Consider the following 15,557-nt stretch of genomic DNA (forward strand, 5'->3'; position numbering starts at 1 on the left):
CGGGCCGGCGGGGTCGGGGCGCGCCGATCGACGGGCGGCGTCGGCCGTCATGGCGTCTCCTGGGATGGTGCGGTCTGGGGTGCTGCTGCCACCGGCTCGGCGGCCGGCTCGGCCCCGTCCTCGATGATCTCGCCGGTCGCGGTGTTGACCGCGGGTGCGGCGGGTGTACGGGAGGACAACGCCGCCGCAACAGTCTCCGCGGTGCGGCGTCCGATGCCGGGTACCGCGCAGAGCTCGTCCACGGTGGCGGCCCGGAGCTTCTTCAGCGAGCCGAAGTGCTTGAGCAGCGCCTGGCGGCGAGTCTCGCCGAGGCCCGGGACGGAGTCCAGCTCCCCGGCGGTGAGTCGCTTGGAACGCTTGTTGCGCTGGTAGCTGATCGCGAAGCGGTGCGCCTCGTCGCGGACCCGCTGGAGCAGGTAGAGGCCCTCGCTGGAGCGGGGCAGCACCACCGGGTCGTCCTCGCCGGGCAGCCAGACCTCCTCCAGGCGCTTGGCCAGGCCGCACAGCGCGACGTCGTCGATGCCCAGTTCGTCCAGGGCGCGCTTGGCGGCGGCGACCTGCGGCTGGCCGCCGTCGACCACCAGCAGCTGCGGCGGGTAGGCGAAGCGCCGGGGGCGGCCCTCCTCGTCGCGGGCGCCGCCGGGCGCCTCCTCCTCCTCGGGGACGGCCCACTCGCCGGTCTGCTCGCGCTCCTGGAGGTAGCGGCGGAAGCGGCGGCCGATCACCTCGTGCATCGAGCGGACGTCGTCCTGGCCCTCGAAGCCCTTGATCTGGAAGCGCCGGTACTCGCTCTTGCGGGCCAGGCCGTCCTCGAAGACGACCATGGAGGCGACCACGTCCTCGCCCTGGAGGTGGGAGATGTCGTAGCACTCGATGCGCAGCGGGACGGAGTCCAACTCCAGCGCGTCGGCGATCTCCTGGAGGGCGCGGCTGCGGGTGGTGAGGTCGGAGGCGCGCTTGGTCTTGTGCAGTGCGAGCGCCTGCTGGGCGTTGCGCTGCACGGTGGCCATCAGGTCCTTCTTGTCGCCGCGCTGCGGGATGCGCAGGTCGACCTGGCTGCCGCGCAGTCCGCTGAGCCACTCCCGTATCGGGGTGACCTGGTCGGGCAGGGCGGGCACCAGCACCTCGCGCGGGACGGACTCGTTGCGCTCGTCCGGGGAGGCGCCTCCGTACAGCTGCTGGAGGGCGTGCTCGACCAGTCCGGCGGTGTCTACGTCCTCGACCTTGTCGGTGACCCAGCCGCGCTGGCCGCGCACCCGGCCGCCGCGGACGTGGAAGATCTGGACGGCGGCCTCGAGTTCGTCCTCGGCGACGGCCAGCAGGTCGGCGTCGGTGGCGTCGGCGAGCACGATGGCGTTCTTCTCCATCGCGCGCTTGAGGGCGCCGATGTCGTCCCGCAGCCGGGCCGCCTTCTCGTACTCCATCTCCTCGGCCGCCTCCTGCATCTGCTGTTCCAGGCGGCGCAGGTAGTTGCCGGTGCGCCCGGCCATGAAGTCGCAGAAGTCCTCGGCCAGCGCCCGGTGTTCGTCCGCCGAGACCTTGCCGACGCAGGGCGCGGCGCACTTGCCGATGTAGCCGAGCAGGCAGGGCCGGCCGACCTGCCGGGCGCGCTTGAACACGCCGTTGGAGCAGGTGCGGACGGGGAAGACGCGCAGCAGCAGGTCGACGGTCTCGCGGATCGCCCAGGCGTGCCCGTACGGGCCGAAGTAGCGCACGCCCTTCTTGTGCGCCCCGCGCATCACCTGGACCCTCGGGTACTCCTCGTTGAGGGTGACGGCGAGTTCCGGATAGCTCTTGTCGTCGCGGTACTTGACGTTGAACCGCGGGTCGAACTCCTTGATCCAGGAGTACTCCAGCTGGAGCGCCTCGACCTCGGTGGCGACCACGGTCCACTCCACCGAGGCGGCGGTGGTGACCATGGTCGCGGTGCGCGGGTGCAGGCCCGCCAGGTCCTGGAAGTAGGACGACAGGCGCGGCCGCAGGCTCTTGGCCTTGCCGACGTAGATGACCCGGCCGTGGGCGTCACGGAACTTGTAGACGCCCGGGGAGGTCGGGATCGCGCCCGGGGCCGGGCGGTAGGTGCTCGGGTCAGCCATGGGTCCACCGTACCGAGTGCGGTCGGCGCCGTGGGGCGAAGATCAACAGGGAGGAGCTCAACTGCTTCAGCTCGGGGTGACCTTGAGGTTCCCGTCCTCGACCGTGACGGTGTAGGCGGGCAGCGGGCTGGGGGCCGGGCCGTCCTGCACGGCGCCGTCGGCGATGGCGAACCGGCTGCCGTGGCAGGGGCACTGGATCTGCTCCTTCTTCACCTGGTCCACGATGCAGCCGGCGTGAGTGCACTTGGCGCTGAAGGCCTTGTACTGGCCGGCGGTCGGCTGGGTCACCACGATCTTCTGCTCGCGGAAGACCTTGCCGCCGCCCTCGGGGACCGCCGAGGCCGGGCCGAGGTCGACCGGGCCCTTGGGGGCACTGCTGGAGCCCGAGGAGGAGGCGGAGCTGCTGCAGCCGGTGACCGCCACGGTGCCGCCGGCGGCCAGGACGGCCGCGGCGCCGCAGAGCAGGGTGCGGCGGGAGGTGGCGGGGCTGGTCTCGGGGGCCTCGGACATCGGTGCGCTCCTACGGTTGCTGCTGCTCTGCGAGGGACCACGGAAGTCTATGCGGCACGCGCCCCGCCGCTCCCGGGAGTGTCCTGGGGGCAGCGGGGCGCGCGGGGGGTGCGGTGGGGCGTGGCGGGGCTACTTCTTCGCCGCGGCGGCCCGCTTGCGCGGGGCCTTGGCCTTGACGGGCGCGGCAACCGGGGCGTCCGCGAAGTCACCCGGCAGGATGTCCCGCAGGAACTTGCCGGTGTGGCTCTCGGGGACGGCCGCGATCTGCTCCGGGGTGCCCTCGGCGACCACCGTGCCACCGCCGGAGCCGCCCTCGGGACCCATGTCGACGACCCAGTCGGCGGTCTTGATCACATCGAGGTTGTGCTCGATCACGATCACCGTGTTGCCCTTGTCGACCAGTCCGCTGAGCACCTTGATCAGCTTGCTGATGTCCTCGAAGTGCAGACCGGTGGTGGGCTCGTCCAGCACGTAGACCGTCCGCCCGGTGGAGCGCTTCTGCAGCTCCGAGGCGAGCTTGACGCGCTGCGCCTCGCCGCCGGAGAGCGTCGGCGCGGACTGGCCGAGCCGGACGTAGCCGAGGCCGACGTCGTTGAGCGTCCTGAGGTGGCGGGCGATCGCCGGGACGGCCTCGAAGAAGGCCAGCGCCTCCTCGATCGGCATGTCCAGCACCTCGGCGATGGACTTGCCCTTGTAGTGGACCTCCAGCGTCTCCCGGTTGTACCGGGCGCCGTGGCAGACCTCGCACGGCACGTAGACGTCCGGCAGGAAGTTCATCTCGATCTTGATGGTGCCGTCGCCGGTGCAGTTCTCGCAGCGGCCGCCCTTGACGTTGAAGGAGAACCGGCCGGGCAGGTAGCCGCGGACCTTGGCCTCCTGCGTCTCCGCGAAGAGCCGGCGAACGTGGTCGAACACCCCGGTGTAGGTGGCCGGGTTGGACCGCGGGGTGCGGCCGATCGGCGACTGGTCGACGTGCACCACCTTGTCCACCAGGTCGGTGCCGGTGATCCGGGTGTGCCGGCCGGGCACGCTGCGGGCGCCGTTCAGCTCCCGGGCGAGGTGGGTGTAGAGGATGTCGTTGACCAGCGTCGACTTGCCGGAGCCGGAGACCCCGGTGATCGCCGTGAGGGTGCCGAGCGGGAAGCCGACCGTGACGTCCTTGAGGTTGTGCTCGCGGGCGCCGTGGACGGTCAGCTGGCGCTTCTTGTCCCGGTCGCGGCGGGCCGGCGGGATCGGGATGGACCGCTTGCCGGAGAGGTACTGGCCGGTCAGCGACTCCTTGTTGGAGAGCAGCTGCTTCAGCGAACCGGAGTGCACCACCTTGCCGCCGTGCTCGCCGGCGCCCGGGCCGATGTCGACCACCCAGTCCGCGGTCTTGATGGTGTCCTCGTCGTGCTCGACCACGATCAGGGTGTTGCCGATGTCGCGCAGCCGCACCAGCGTCTCGATCAGCCGGTGGTTGTCCCGCTGGTGCAGGCCGATGGACGGCTCGTCCAGCACGTACAGGACGCCGACCAGGCCGGAGCCGATCTGGGTGGCCAGCCGGATGCGCTGGGCCTCGCCGCCGGACAGGGTGCCGGCCGCGCGGTCCAGCGAGAGGTAGTCCAGGCCGACGTCGACCAGGAAGCGCAGCCGCTCGTTGACCTCCTTGAGGACCCGCTCGGCGATCTGCTTGTCCCGGGCGTTCAGCTTCATCGCGCCGAGGAACTCGGAGCAGTCGCTGATCGACATCGAGGAGACGTCGGCGATCGACCTGCCCTCGACGGTGACCGCGAGCACCACCGGCTTGAGCCGGGTGCCCTCGCAGGTCGGGCAGGGCACCTCGCGCATGTAGCCCTCGAAGCGCTCGCGGCTGCTGTCGCTCTCCGCCTCGGTGTGCCGGCGCTGGATGAACGGGACGGCGCCCTCGAAGCCGGTGCTGTACGAGCGCTCGCGGCCGAAGCGGTTGCGGTAGCGGACCTGCACCTGGTGCTTGTGCCCGTACAGCAGCGCCTTCTTGGCGCGGGCGGGCAGCCCGGCCCAGGGGATGTCGGTGCGGAAGCCGAGCTCCTCGGCGAGCGCGTCGATCAGGCGCTGGAAGTACTCCTTGGCGTGCCCGGCCGACCACGGGTGGATCGCGCCCTCGTTCAGCGAGCGCTCCTGGTCCGGCACGACCAGCTCGGGGTCGACCTCCATCCGGTTGCCCAGGCCCGAGCAGTCCGGGCAGGCGCCGAACGGCGAGTTGAAGGAGAAGGAGCGCGGCTCCAGCTCCTCGAAGGACACGTCGTCGTACGGGCAGTAGAGGTGCTCGGAGTACATCCGCTCGCGCTCGGGGTCGTCCTCGGGGAGGTCGACGAAGTCGAGCACGACCATGCCGCCGGCCAGCCGCAGGGCCGTCTCCACCGAGTCGGTGAGCCGCCGCTTGGCGCTCTCCTTGACGGTCAGGCGGTCGATGACCACCTCGACGGTGTGCTTCTCCTGCTTCTTGAGCTTCGGCGGCTCGGCGAGCTGGATCGTCTCGCCGTCGACGCGGGCGCGGGAGTAGCCCTTGGACTGGAGGTCGGCGAAGAGGTCGACGAACTCGCCCTTGCGCTCGCGCACCACGGGGCTGAGCACCTGGAAGCGGGTGCCCTCGGCGAGCTCCAGGACCTTGTCGACGATCGCCTGCGGCGACTGCTTGGCGATCGGGCGGCGGCAGTGCGGGCAGTGCGGCTTGCCGATCCGGGCGAACAGCAGGCGCAGGTAGTCGTAGACCTCGGTGATCGTGCCGACGGTCGAACGGGGGTTGCGATTGGTGGACTTCTGGTCGATCGAGACGGCCGGGGAGAGGCCCTCGATGAAGTCCACATCGGGCTTGTCCATCTGCCCGAGGAACTGGCGGGCGTACGAGGACAGCGACTCGACGTAGCGGCGCTGACCCTCGGCGAAGATCGTGTCGAAGGCGAGGGATGACTTGCCGGAGCCGGAGAGGCCCGTGAAGACGATGAGGGAGTCGCGGGGCAGGTCGAGCGAGACGTTCTTGAGGTTGTGCTCGCGAGCACCGCGGACGATGAGGCGGTCGGCCACTGCTTCTGGCGCCTTTCTCCGGGGCGAGACGGCTTGTGGTGAGTTCGGTTGCTTCTTCCAGGATGCGGCAGTCAGCCTATAGCTCAGACGTTCGAATATCGACCTTGTCCAACGGGGACCACCCGAACGAGTGAGGAAGGACCCCGGACCGTCCGTACCCGCACCGAAATACCCCCTGCTCAGGGCCCCGATTCGGCGGTAGCGTCGGCTGGTCAACGAGCGAAGCCCCCCGCGGGCAACGCGCCGTCCCGCAGAGAAGGCAGATTCGATGACCGACCCGCAGTCCGCCGCCGCCGTCACCGCCGCCGAGTGGCTGGGCCTGGTCGAGGAGAGCACCCGGGGCCTGCTGGAGACCGTCTCCGGGCTGAAGCCCGAGGCCGTCGCCGAACCCTCCGCGCTCCCCGGCTGGACCCGCGGCCACGTGCTGGCCCACCTCGCCCGCAACGCCGACTCCCTGGTCAACCTGCTGACCGGCGCCCGCACCGGCACCGACGTCCCGCAGTACGCCAGCGAGCAGGCCCGCGACCAGGGGATCGAGGACGGCGCCGGCCGCCCGGTGGAGGAGCAGCTCGCCGACCTGCGCGAGTCGCACGAGCGCTTCGCCGCGGCCGCCGCGCAGATGACCGGCGAGCACTGGGCCGCCGAGGTGCGGCACCGGTCCGGCGCCGTCTTCCCGGCCCGCGACCTCGTGTGGAAGCGCCTGGCCGAGATCGAGTACCACCTGGTCGACCTGGGCGCCGGCTACACCCCCGACCGGTGGCCCGAGGTGTTCGCGGTCACCGAGTTCCACAAGCTCGCCACCAGGCTGCACGGCACCGACCTGCCCGCCGTCGAGCTCGTCGCCGAGGACACCGGTGACACCGGCCTGATCGGCACCGGCGAGCCCGCCCTGACCGTCCGCGGCCCGCTGCGAGCCCTGCTCGCCTGGCTCTCCGGCCGCTCCGACGGCGCCGACCTGCGGCGCACCCCCGACGCCGCGCTCCCCCAGCTTCCCCCACTGGGCTGACGGGGCGAGGATGATCCCAGGACCGATACAACGAGGAGCGGACTGATGACGTACCACGGAGCGGTCAAGGTCGGCGGGCCGCCGGACGTGCGCGAGCTGGCCCACCTGATCATCACCAAGGTGGCCGTCGGGCCGTACGACAACAACGCCTACCTGCTGCGCTGCCGTGCCACCGACGAACAGCTGCTGATCGACGCGGCCGCCGACGCCCCGGTGCTGCTGGAGACCGTCGGGGAGGACCTGGCCACGGTGGTCACCACCCACCGGCACCACGACCACTGGGGCGCGCTCGCCGAGGTGGTCGCCACCACCGGCGCCCGCACCGCCGCCGGGCAGCACGACGCCGAGGGCATCGACGTCCCCACCGAGCTGCTGCTCGCGGACGGCGACCGGCTGCGGGTCGGCGAGGTCGAGCTCACCGTGCGGCACCTGGTCGGCCACACCCCGGGCGCCATCGTGCTGGTCTACGACGACCCGCAGGGCCACCCGCACGTCTTCACCGGGGACTGCCTCTTCCCCGGCGGCGTCGGCAACACCTGGGGCGACCCTGAGGCCTTCAGGACCCTCTTCCGGGACGTCAACGAGAAGATCTTCGACGTCCTCCCCGACGAGGCCTGGATCTACCCCGGCCACGGCAACGACACCACCCTCGGCGCCGAACGCCCCCACCTCCCCGAGTGGCGCGACCGCGGCTGGTGACGAAGTCCGGGCACGCCTGGGCCCCGCGACGCGGACCGTGGATTCCAACGGTCGTCGCGGGGCCCGGGCGGCTCTCAGGCGTCGAGCTTCTCGGGCTCGCGCTCGGACTGCCTCTTCGAGGCGCGGAGGCTGGTCACCGTGGTGACGGCCAGCACCACCACGATGAAACCGAGCGAGAACGGGATGCCGATCTCCGGGACGCTGGCGCCGGCCTCGTGGGCGGCGTGGAGCACGAGCTTCACGCCGATGAAGCCGAGGATCACCGAGAGGCCGTAGCTCAGGTGGACCAGCTTCTTCAGCAGGCCGCCGATCAGGAAGTAGAGCTGGCGCAGGCCCATCAGGGCGAAGGCGTTGGCGGTGAAGACGATGTACGGGTCCTGGGTAAGGCCGAAGATGGCCGGGATCGAGTCCAGGGCGAACAGGACGTCCGTCGTGCCGATGGCCAGCATGACGATCAGCATCGGGGTGATCAGCCGGCGGCCGTTCTCCCGGACGAACAGCCTGGTGCCGCGGTAGTCGTCGGTGGCGGGGAAGCGCCGGGTGATCGACTTCAGCAGCCGGTTCTCCTCGAATTCCTCGTCCTCCTCGTCGGCCCGGGCCTCCTTGACCAGCTTCCAGGCCGTCCAGATCAGGAAGGCGCCGAAGATGAAGAACACCCAGGAGAACTCGGAGACCAGCGCCGCGCCGCCGGCGATGAACACCGCCCGCAGCACCAGGGCGATGATCACACCGAACATCAGTACGCGCTGCTGGTAGATCCTGGGCACCGCGAACTTGCCCATGATCAGGATGAACACGAAGAGGTTGTCGACACTGAGCGACTTCTCGGTGATGTAGCCGGCGAAGAACTCGCCCGCCGGCTGCGCGCCGGAGTGCCACCAGAGGAAGCCGCCGAAGAGCACCGCCAGCGCGACCCAGACGGCCGTCCAGATCCCGGCCTCCTTGATCGAGACCTCGTGCGGCTTGCGCCCTCCGATGAAGAAGTCCGCCACGATCAGTGCGATCAGCACACCGATCGTGGAGACCCACATGGCCACGGAAACGTCCATTACTGCTCCTCCGGCAGCTAGGCGAGACAGGTCGTCACTGCCGGAGGTCTCTTCCGCCCATCGGGCCAGCGCCCCGGGATGCCACGACGGGCACCCGTGATGACGGGGTCGGCTGTCGAGGAATACTCCCCTCCGCTGCCATCGAGAGTAACAGCATGGCCAAGGGAAGGTAAAGAAGGTAAAGAACGGTCAGAGGAAGGGCTCGATGGCCGGCAGCAGGTCCTGGAACGTCCGGCCCTTGGCCGGCGCCCCGATCGCCTGCATCTCCCAGCCGCCGTTGCCGTCCCGGACCACCTTGGCCATGATCTGGCCGGTGTGCGGCCCCCCGCCCGCCAGCTCGTAGCGGGCCAGCTCCACCCCGGTGGTCTCGTCCACCAGCCGGCAGTGCGCCCGGCTCACCTCGGCGAAGGTCTGCCCGGTGTAGGAGCTGACCGTGAACACCACCTGGGTGATGTGCGGCGGCACGTGCATCAGGTCGACCAGGATCGCCTCGTCGTCCCCGGCCCCCGAACCGCCCTCCAGGTTGTCCCCGGTGTGCCGGACGGATCCGTCGGTGGACTCCAGGTGCTGGAAGAACACCACGTCGGACGGGGTCCGCTCGGCGTACAGCAGCGCCGAGGCGTCCAGGTCGATCTTCCGCGTCCGGCTGCCGAACAGTCCCCGCTTGGGGGCGGCCTGCCAGCCCAGCCCCATCCGGACCACGGTCAGCGTGCCGCCCGCCCCCTTCTGGAGGCTGACCCGCTGCCCCTTGGCAAGGTTCACCGACACGACGTTGTCCTCTCTGCCGGCCACGCGGGCGCACCCGCACGGCTCCACGGTGGAACACCCCGTCGCCGTCCCCCGGCTGAGGCCCCCTCTGCTACGGCCCGCCACCCCGTCCCGAGGGCGCGATGCCGCAGGCCAGCCTAGGCCCTGCGGCGTCCCCGGCTCCTCCGGGCCACCCGCATTGTGGCAAGGCTGAGACACCGCCGGGCTTGACCGGTGTCGAACCGGCCAAACCCGACTCCCCGGCGGTACGCGGTACGGCTACGCCACACCGGCCTCGCGCATCTGCCGCAGCTCCTTCTTCAGCTCCTTCACCTCGTCGCGCAGCCGGGCCGCGACCTCGAACTGGAGATCGGCGGCCGCCGTGTGCATCCGCTCGGTCATCTCCTGGATCAGATCCGCCAGCTCGGCGGCCGGCATGGACTTGCCGGGCTTGCGCTCCGCGCCCAGCATCGGCACCGGGGCCTTGCCACCCTTCTGGCCCGCCCCGCGATAGCCGGTGGAGAGCAGCTCGTCGGTGTCCACGTCCTCGCGGGCGAGGGTGTCCAGGATGTCGCCGATCTTCTTCCGCAGCGGCTGCGGGTCGATCCCGTGCTCCTTGTTGTAGGCCTGCTGCACGGCCCGGCGGCGGTTGGTCTCGTCGATCGCCTTCTCCATCGACGGGGTGATCCGGTCCGCGTACATGTGCACCTGGCCGGAGACGTTGCGGGCGGCGCGGCCGATGGTCTGGATCAGCGAGGTGCCGGAGCGCAGGAAGCCCTCCTTGTCCGCGTCCAGGATCGCCACCAGCGACACCTCGGGCAGGTCCAGGCCCTCGCGCAGCAGGTTGATGCCGACCAGCACGTCGTACCTGCCCGCCCGCAGCTCGCGCAGCAGCTCCACCCGGCGCAGGGTGTCCACGTCGCTGTGCAGGTACCGGACCCGGATGTCCAGGCCGAGCATGTAGTCGGTGAGGTCCTCGGCCATCTTCTTGGTGAGCGTGGTGACCAGGACGCGCTCGTCCCGCTCGACCCGCTTGCGGACCTCGTGCACCAGGTCGTCGATCTGGCCCTCGGTCGGCTTGACGATCACCTCGGGGTCGATCAGGCCGGTCGGACGGATGATCTGCTCGACCTGGCCGTCCCCGCGCGACAGCTCGTACGGGCCGGGCGTCGCCGACAGGTAGACCGTCTGACCGATCCGCCCCAGGAACTCCTCCCACTTCAGCGGGCGGTTGTCCATCGCGGACGGCAGCCGGAAGCCGTGCTCGACCAGGGTGCGCTTGCGCGAGGCGTCACCCTCGTACATCGCGCCGATCTGCGGGACGGTGACGTGCGACTCGTCGATGACCAGGAGGAAGTCCTCCGGGAAGTAGTCCAGCAGCGTGTTCGGCGGGGAGCCGGGCTCGCGGCCGTCGAAGTGCATCGAGTAGTTCTCGACGCCCGAGCAGGTGCCGATCTGGCGCAGCATCTCGATGTCGTAGGTGGTGCGCATGCGCAGCCGCTGGGCCTCCAGCAGCTTGCCCTGCTTCTCCAGCCTGGCGAGCGTCTCCTCCAGCTCCTTCTCGATGCCGGTGATCGCCCGCTCCATGCGCTCGGGGCCGGCCACGTAGTGCGAGGCGGGGAAGACGTAGATCTGCTCGTCCTGGCTGATGATCTCGCCGGTGAGCGGGTGCAGGGTGTAGAGCGCCTCGATCTCGTCGCCGAACATCTCGATCCGGACGGCGAGCTCCTCGTACACCGGGAAGATCTCGATGGTGTCGCCGCGGACCCGGAAGGTGCCCCGGGTGAAGGCCACGTCGTTGCGCGCGTACTGGATGTCCACGAAGCGGCGCAGCAGCACGTCCCGGTCGATCTCCTGGCCGACCTTGAGCGGGACCATCCGGTCCACGTACTCCTGCGGGGTGCCGAGGCCGTAGATGCAGGAGACGGAGGCGACCACGATCACGTCGCGGCGGGTGAGCAGCGAGTTGGTCGCCGAGTGCCGCAGCCGCTCGACCTCCTCGTTGATCGAGGAGTCCTTCTCGATGTAGGTGTCCGTCTGCGGGACGTACGCCTCGGGCTGGTAGTAGTCGTAGTACGAGACGAAGTACTCGACCGCGTTGTTCGGCAGCAGCTCGCGGAACTCGTTCGCCAGCTGCGCGGCCAGCGTCTTGTTCGGCGCCATCACCAGGGTGGGCCGCTGCAGCTTCTCGATCATCCAGGCCGTGGTGGCCGACTTGCCGGTACCGGTGGCACCGAGCAGCACGACGTCCTTCTCCCCCGCCCTGATCCGCCGCTCCAACTCGGCGATCGCCGTCGGCTGGTCACCGTTCGGCTGGTAGGGACTGACGACCTCGAAGGGCGCCACGGACCGCTCAATACTCGTGATGGGACGCACGCCTCCACCGTACGGCCCACCACCGACAAGCGGCGCCTACTTGGCGCTGTCGCGGGCGAGGGCGACGAGGCGGGAGATGGCGCGCAGGTACTTCTTGCGGTAGCCGCCGCGGAGCATGTCCTCGGGGAAGACCTGGTCGAAGGGGAGGCCGGAGGCGGTGATGGGGAGTTCGCGGTCGTACATGCGGTCGGCGAGGACGACCAGGCGCAGGGCGGTGGACTGGTCCTCGACCTGCTTGACGCCGCGCAGGCAGACGGCGGTGACGTCGTCCAGCAGCGCGCCGTAGCGGCTGGGGTGGACGGCGGAGAGGTGGGCGAGCAGGGTGTCGAAGTCGTCCAGCGAGGCGCCGGGGGTGCGGGCGGCCACGGACTCGACGGCGTCGTCGGTGTACGGCGGCGGGGCGTCGGGCAGGCCGCGGTGGCGGTAGTCCTGGCCGTCGATCCGCATCGGGCGGAAGTGCGCGGACAGGCCCTGGATCTCGCGCAGGAAGTCGGCGGCGGCGAAGCGGCCCTCGCCGAGCTTCTCCGGCAGGGTGTTGGAGGTGGCGCACAGCTTGACGCCGTTGTCGACCAGGCGGCCGAGCAGGGTGGAGACGAGCACGGTGTCGCCCGGGTCGTCCAGCTCGAACTCGTCGATGCACAGCAGCCTGTGCCCGGACAGGGTCTGGACGGCCTGCTGGAAGCCGAGCGCGCCGACCAGGTTGGTCAGCTCGACGAAGGTGCCGAAGGCCTTGGGGCCGGGGGCGGCGTGCCAGAGCGAGGCGAGCAGGTGGGTCTTGCCGACGCCGTAGCCGCCGTCGAGGTAGACGCCGGCCGGGCCGGTGGGCGCGGGGGCGGAGCGGCGGAACCAGCCGCGCTTGGGTGCTGAACCGTTTCCCCCACCGAGGGTGGCCGCGAACTGCTCCAGGACCTGGACGGCCTCGTACTGGCTCGGCTGGTTCGGGTCGGGAATGTACGTCCCGAAGCTCACGTCGGCGAACCGGGGCGGCGGGACCATCTCGGCGACCAGCCGCTCGGCGGGCACGACGGGGCGGCGGTCGGCGAGCGCGGTCGGGGCGCCGGCCGGGCTCGCGTCGGCTATGGACTCGGTCGCGGTGGCGGGGCGGGAGGCTGCGGGCACATCAGTAGAGGGTACGCCTGCTCGTCGACGCCTCCGAACGGCCTCCGGGCGTCCCCCGAACGGCCCGCGGTGGAACACTGAGGGCATGCACCTGTTGATCAGCCCGCTGGGTGAGCCGGTCGCCGATCCGTCCGCGCTGGAGTCGCTCGCCGCCGTCTACGCGTACCCCGACCAGGTGAATCGGGGCCGCCCCTGGTTGCGCGCCAACATGGTGGCCGGGCTGGACGGCGGGGCGAAGCTCGACGGCCTGTCCGAGGGCCTGTCCGGCGACGCCGACAAGCGGATCTTCGGCGTGCTGCGCGCCCTGTCCGACGTGGTGCTGGTGGGCGCCGAGACGGTCCGCGCGGAGGGCTACCGGCCGGCCCGGGCCCGCAAGGAGTTCGCGGCGGCGCGGGCGGCGGCGGGGCAGGCCCCGGCCCCGGCGATCGCGATCGTGAGCCGTTCGCTGGACCTGGACCTGAGCGCGCCGCTGTTCACGGAGCCACTGGTCAGGACGGTGGTGATCACCGTCGAGGACGCCCCCGAGGAGCGCCGCCGGGCGGTCGCCGAGGTGGCCGACCTGGTGCTCGCCGGGCGGGGTTCGGTGGACCTGCGGGCGGGCGTGGCGGCCCTGGTCGAGCGGGGCTGGACGCGGCTGCTGAGCGAGGGCGGCCCGCGGCTGCTGGGGCAGCTGGCGGCGGCCGGCCTGCTGGACGAGCTGTGCCTGTCGCTGGCCCCGTTGATCACGGGCGGCGACGCGCCGCGTATCGTCCACGGTTCGCACATGCCCGACGCGCAGCGGATGCGGCTGGTCTCATTGATCGAGCAGAAAGGATTCCTCTTCTCGCGTTACCTGCGCCACCCGGGCTCGGAATGACCCCGTGACCCCCCGGTCCTGATCCCGTTATGCGATGCCGGGGCCCGGGGGCCGGCCACTGGAAGGGACTCACGTGTTCAAGACGGTACTGATGATCGAAAAGGCTCTCTCCGACGCGGACGTGGAGCTGGTCACCACGCTCCACAGCGACGAGAAGGTGTCCTTCGTCGTCCTGATGCAGCCGCGCGGCAGGCAGGACGAACTGCTGCGGGCGCTGGACGACGTCGCCCTCGGCCACCTCGACAAGGTGGTGCACGAGCACGACGAGTCCGAGAGCGGTCCCACCGTGGCCGGTGAATCGCTCGAACACAGCCTGCGCCACCTGCGCTCGGCCGGGGCCGAGGCGAGCGGCGAACTGGTCGAGGAGAAGCCGCTGGAGCGGCTGCGCGAGGTGGTCCGGGACCAGGAGGCGGACGAGGTCGTGGTGCTCACCTCCCCGCACTTCGTGGAGGAGTTCTTCCACCGCGACTGGGCCTCCCAGGCCCGGCACAAGGTGGGGGTCCCGGTGCTGAGGCTGTTCGCCAGCGACTCCTAGCCCGGGGCGCCCGTGGTGCAGAATCGTCCTTGCGGTCCGCCCGCGAGGACGATTCGCACATCGCAGGGACCCACCTGTGCCCACCCATCCCCCGCCCGTACGGAGCCACGCCTTGAACGACGCCGCGCACGACCTGCACGCCCCGCACTTCATCGGCATCGGCGGCGCCGGGATGTCCGGCCTGGCGAAGATCCTCGCAGTGCGCGGTGCCAGCGTCTCCGGCAGCGACTCCAAGGAGTCCGAGACCGTCCTCGCGCTGCGCGCCCTCGGCGCCACCGTGCACGTCGGCCACGCCGCCGAGCACGTGCCGGACGGCACCAGCAGCGTGGTCGTCTCCAGCGCGATCCGGGCCGACAACCCGGAGCTGGCCGCGGCGCGCGAGCGCGGCATCCCCGTGGTGCACCGCTCCGACGCGCTGGCCGCGCTGATGGGCGGCCGCCGGGCGCTGGCCGTGGCCGGCACCCACGGCAAGACCACGACCACCAGCATGCTCGCCGTCGCCCTCGGCGAGCTGGGCCTCGACCCGTCCTACGCGATCGGCGGCGACCTCGACGCGCCCGGCTCCAACGCCCACCACGGCGTCGGCGAGATCTTCGTCGCCGAGGCCGACGAGAGCGACCGCAGCTTCCACAAGTACGCGCCCGAGGTGGCGATCGTGCTCAACGTGGAGCTGGACCACCACGCCAACTACGCCTCGATCGAGGAGATCTACGAGTCCTTCGAGACCTTCGTCGGCCGGATCACCCCCGGCGGCACCCTGGTGGTCTCGGCCGACCACGACGGCGCCCGCGAGCTGACCGCCCGGGTGAACGGCCGCGAGGGTCTGAAGGTCGTGACCGTCGGCGCCGCCGAGGACGCCGACGTCCGGGTGCTCTCGGTGGTCGCCCGCGGCATGACCAGCGAGGTCACCGTGCTGCTGGACGGCACCGAGCTGGCCTTCACCGTCTCGGTGCCCGGCCGGCACTACGCCCACAACGCGGTGGCCGCGCTGGCCGCCGGCGTCGCGCTGGGCGTCCCGGCCGCCGACCTGGCCAAGGCGCTCGGCGCCTACACCGGCGTGCGCCGCCGCCTCCAGCTCAAGGGCGAGGCGGCCGGCGTCCAGGTGATCGACTCCTACGCCCACCACCCCACCGAGATGGCCGCCGACCTCGACGCGATCCGCGAGGCCGCCACCGGCCGCGTCCTGGTGGTCTTCCAGCCGCACCTGTTCAGCCGCACCCAGCAGCTCGCCGAGGAGATGGGCCGGGCGCTCGCGCTGGCCGACGCCTCGGTGGTGCTGGACATCTACCCGGCCCGCGAGGACCCGATCCCGGGCGTGACCAGCGAGCTGATCATCGACGCCGCCCGCCGGGCCGGCGCCGACGTCACCGCCGAGCACGACTTCGCCGCCGCCCCCGCCCTGCTGGCCGGGCTGGCCCGCCCCGGCGACCTGCTGCTCACCATGGGCGCGGGCGACGTCACCAACCTCGGCCCCGAAATTCTGGAGCACCTCGCGAACGTTGCCTCCAACGTCTGACGT

12 protein-coding genes are annotated in these 15,557 nt (G+C 71.1%); 5 read left to right on the forward strand and 7 right to left on the reverse strand.

Annotation, left to right across the window (positions count from 1 at the left end; genetic code table 11):
• Positions 1-47 precede the first annotated feature (47 nt).
• The 3 genes from uvrC to uvrA form a co-directional block, all read right to left on the reverse strand.
• Positions 48-2,096 (reverse strand): excinuclease ABC subunit UvrC, encoded by a 2,049-nt coding sequence (uvrC, locus tag RZ50_RS01165; RefSeq protein ID WP_196952660.1) that lies wholly within the window; start codon positions 2,094-2,096, stop codon positions 48-50.
• A gap of 66 nt (positions 2,097-2,162) precedes the next feature.
• Positions 2,163-2,606, reverse strand: a complete 444-nt coding sequence (locus RZ50_RS01170) for a Rieske (2Fe-2S) protein (protein WP_196952661.1) — start codon at positions 2,604-2,606, stop codon at positions 2,163-2,165.
• A gap of 129 nt (positions 2,607-2,735) precedes the next feature.
• Entirely contained in the window at positions 2,736-5,651 is a 2,916-nt protein-coding gene (uvrA, locus tag RZ50_RS01175) for an excinuclease ABC subunit UvrA (RefSeq protein ID WP_196952662.1), read from the reverse strand.
• A gap of 268 nt (positions 5,652-5,919) precedes the next feature.
• Here uvrA and RZ50_RS01180 point away from each other — a divergent pair, with 268 nt between their 5' ends.
• Both RZ50_RS01180 and RZ50_RS01185 read left to right on the forward strand, forming a co-directional pair.
• Positions 5,920-6,657, forward strand: a complete 738-nt coding sequence (locus RZ50_RS01180; RefSeq protein WP_196952663.1) for a maleylpyruvate isomerase family mycothiol-dependent enzyme — start codon at positions 5,920-5,922, stop codon at positions 6,655-6,657.
• A 45-nt stretch (positions 6,658-6,702) separates the two neighbouring features.
• On the forward strand, positions 6,703-7,356 hold the full coding sequence (locus RZ50_RS01185) for an MBL fold metallo-hydrolase (protein WP_196952664.1): 654 nt from the start codon (positions 6,703-6,705) through the stop codon (positions 7,354-7,356).
• Positions 7,357-7,430: 74 nt separating this feature from the next.
• On the opposite strand, the gene RZ50_RS01190 is transcribed toward RZ50_RS01185, so the two are convergent.
• The 4 genes from RZ50_RS01190 to zapE all read right to left on the reverse strand — a co-directional run bounded on the left by RZ50_RS01190 (position 7,431) and on the right by zapE (position 12,608).
• On the reverse strand, positions 7,431-8,405 hold the full coding sequence (locus RZ50_RS01190) for a TerC family protein (protein ID WP_196952665.1): 975 nt from the start codon (positions 8,403-8,405) through the stop codon (positions 7,431-7,433).
• Between the two features lie 189 nt (positions 8,406-8,594).
• Positions 8,595-9,173: a TerD family protein gene (locus RZ50_RS01195; protein ID WP_196952666.1), complete on the reverse strand. Its 579-nt coding sequence runs from the start codon at positions 9,171-9,173 to the stop codon at positions 8,595-8,597.
• 258 nt (positions 9,174-9,431) lie between these two features.
• Entirely contained in the window at positions 9,432-11,528 is a 2,097-nt protein-coding gene (uvrB, locus tag RZ50_RS01200; protein WP_196952667.1) for an excinuclease ABC subunit UvrB, read from the reverse strand.
• Between the two features lie 36 nt (positions 11,529-11,564).
• A complete protein-coding gene (gene zapE, locus RZ50_RS01205; protein ID WP_308271550.1) occupies positions 11,565-12,608 on the reverse strand; it encodes a cell division protein ZapE in 1,044 nt (347 codons plus the stop codon).
• 124 nt (positions 12,609-12,732) lie between these two features.
• Between zapE and RZ50_RS01210 the strand changes: the two genes are divergently transcribed.
• The 3 genes from RZ50_RS01210 (at position 12,733) to murC (ending at position 15,554) form a co-directional block, all read left to right on the forward strand.
• Positions 12,733-13,503, forward strand: coding sequence for a pyrimidine reductase family protein (locus RZ50_RS01210; RefSeq protein ID WP_196952669.1), 771 nt, complete (start codon positions 12,733-12,735; stop codon positions 13,501-13,503).
• Between the two features lie 73 nt (positions 13,504-13,576).
• Entirely contained in the window at positions 13,577-14,038 is a 462-nt protein-coding gene (locus tag RZ50_RS01215; protein ID WP_196952670.1) for an indole-3-glycerol phosphate synthase, read from the forward strand.
• Positions 14,039-14,150: 112 nt separating this feature from the next.
• Positions 14,151-15,554: a UDP-N-acetylmuramate--L-alanine ligase gene (murC, locus tag RZ50_RS01220; RefSeq protein ID WP_374199855.1), complete on the forward strand. Its 1,404-nt coding sequence runs from the start codon at positions 14,151-14,153 to the stop codon at positions 15,552-15,554.
• Positions 15,555-15,557: the final 3 nt, after the last annotated feature.

It is taken from the genome of Kitasatospora sp. SUK 42 (assembly GCF_015776785.2).
Classification (GTDB): domain Bacteria; phylum Actinomycetota; class Actinomycetes; order Streptomycetales; family Streptomycetaceae; genus Kitasatospora.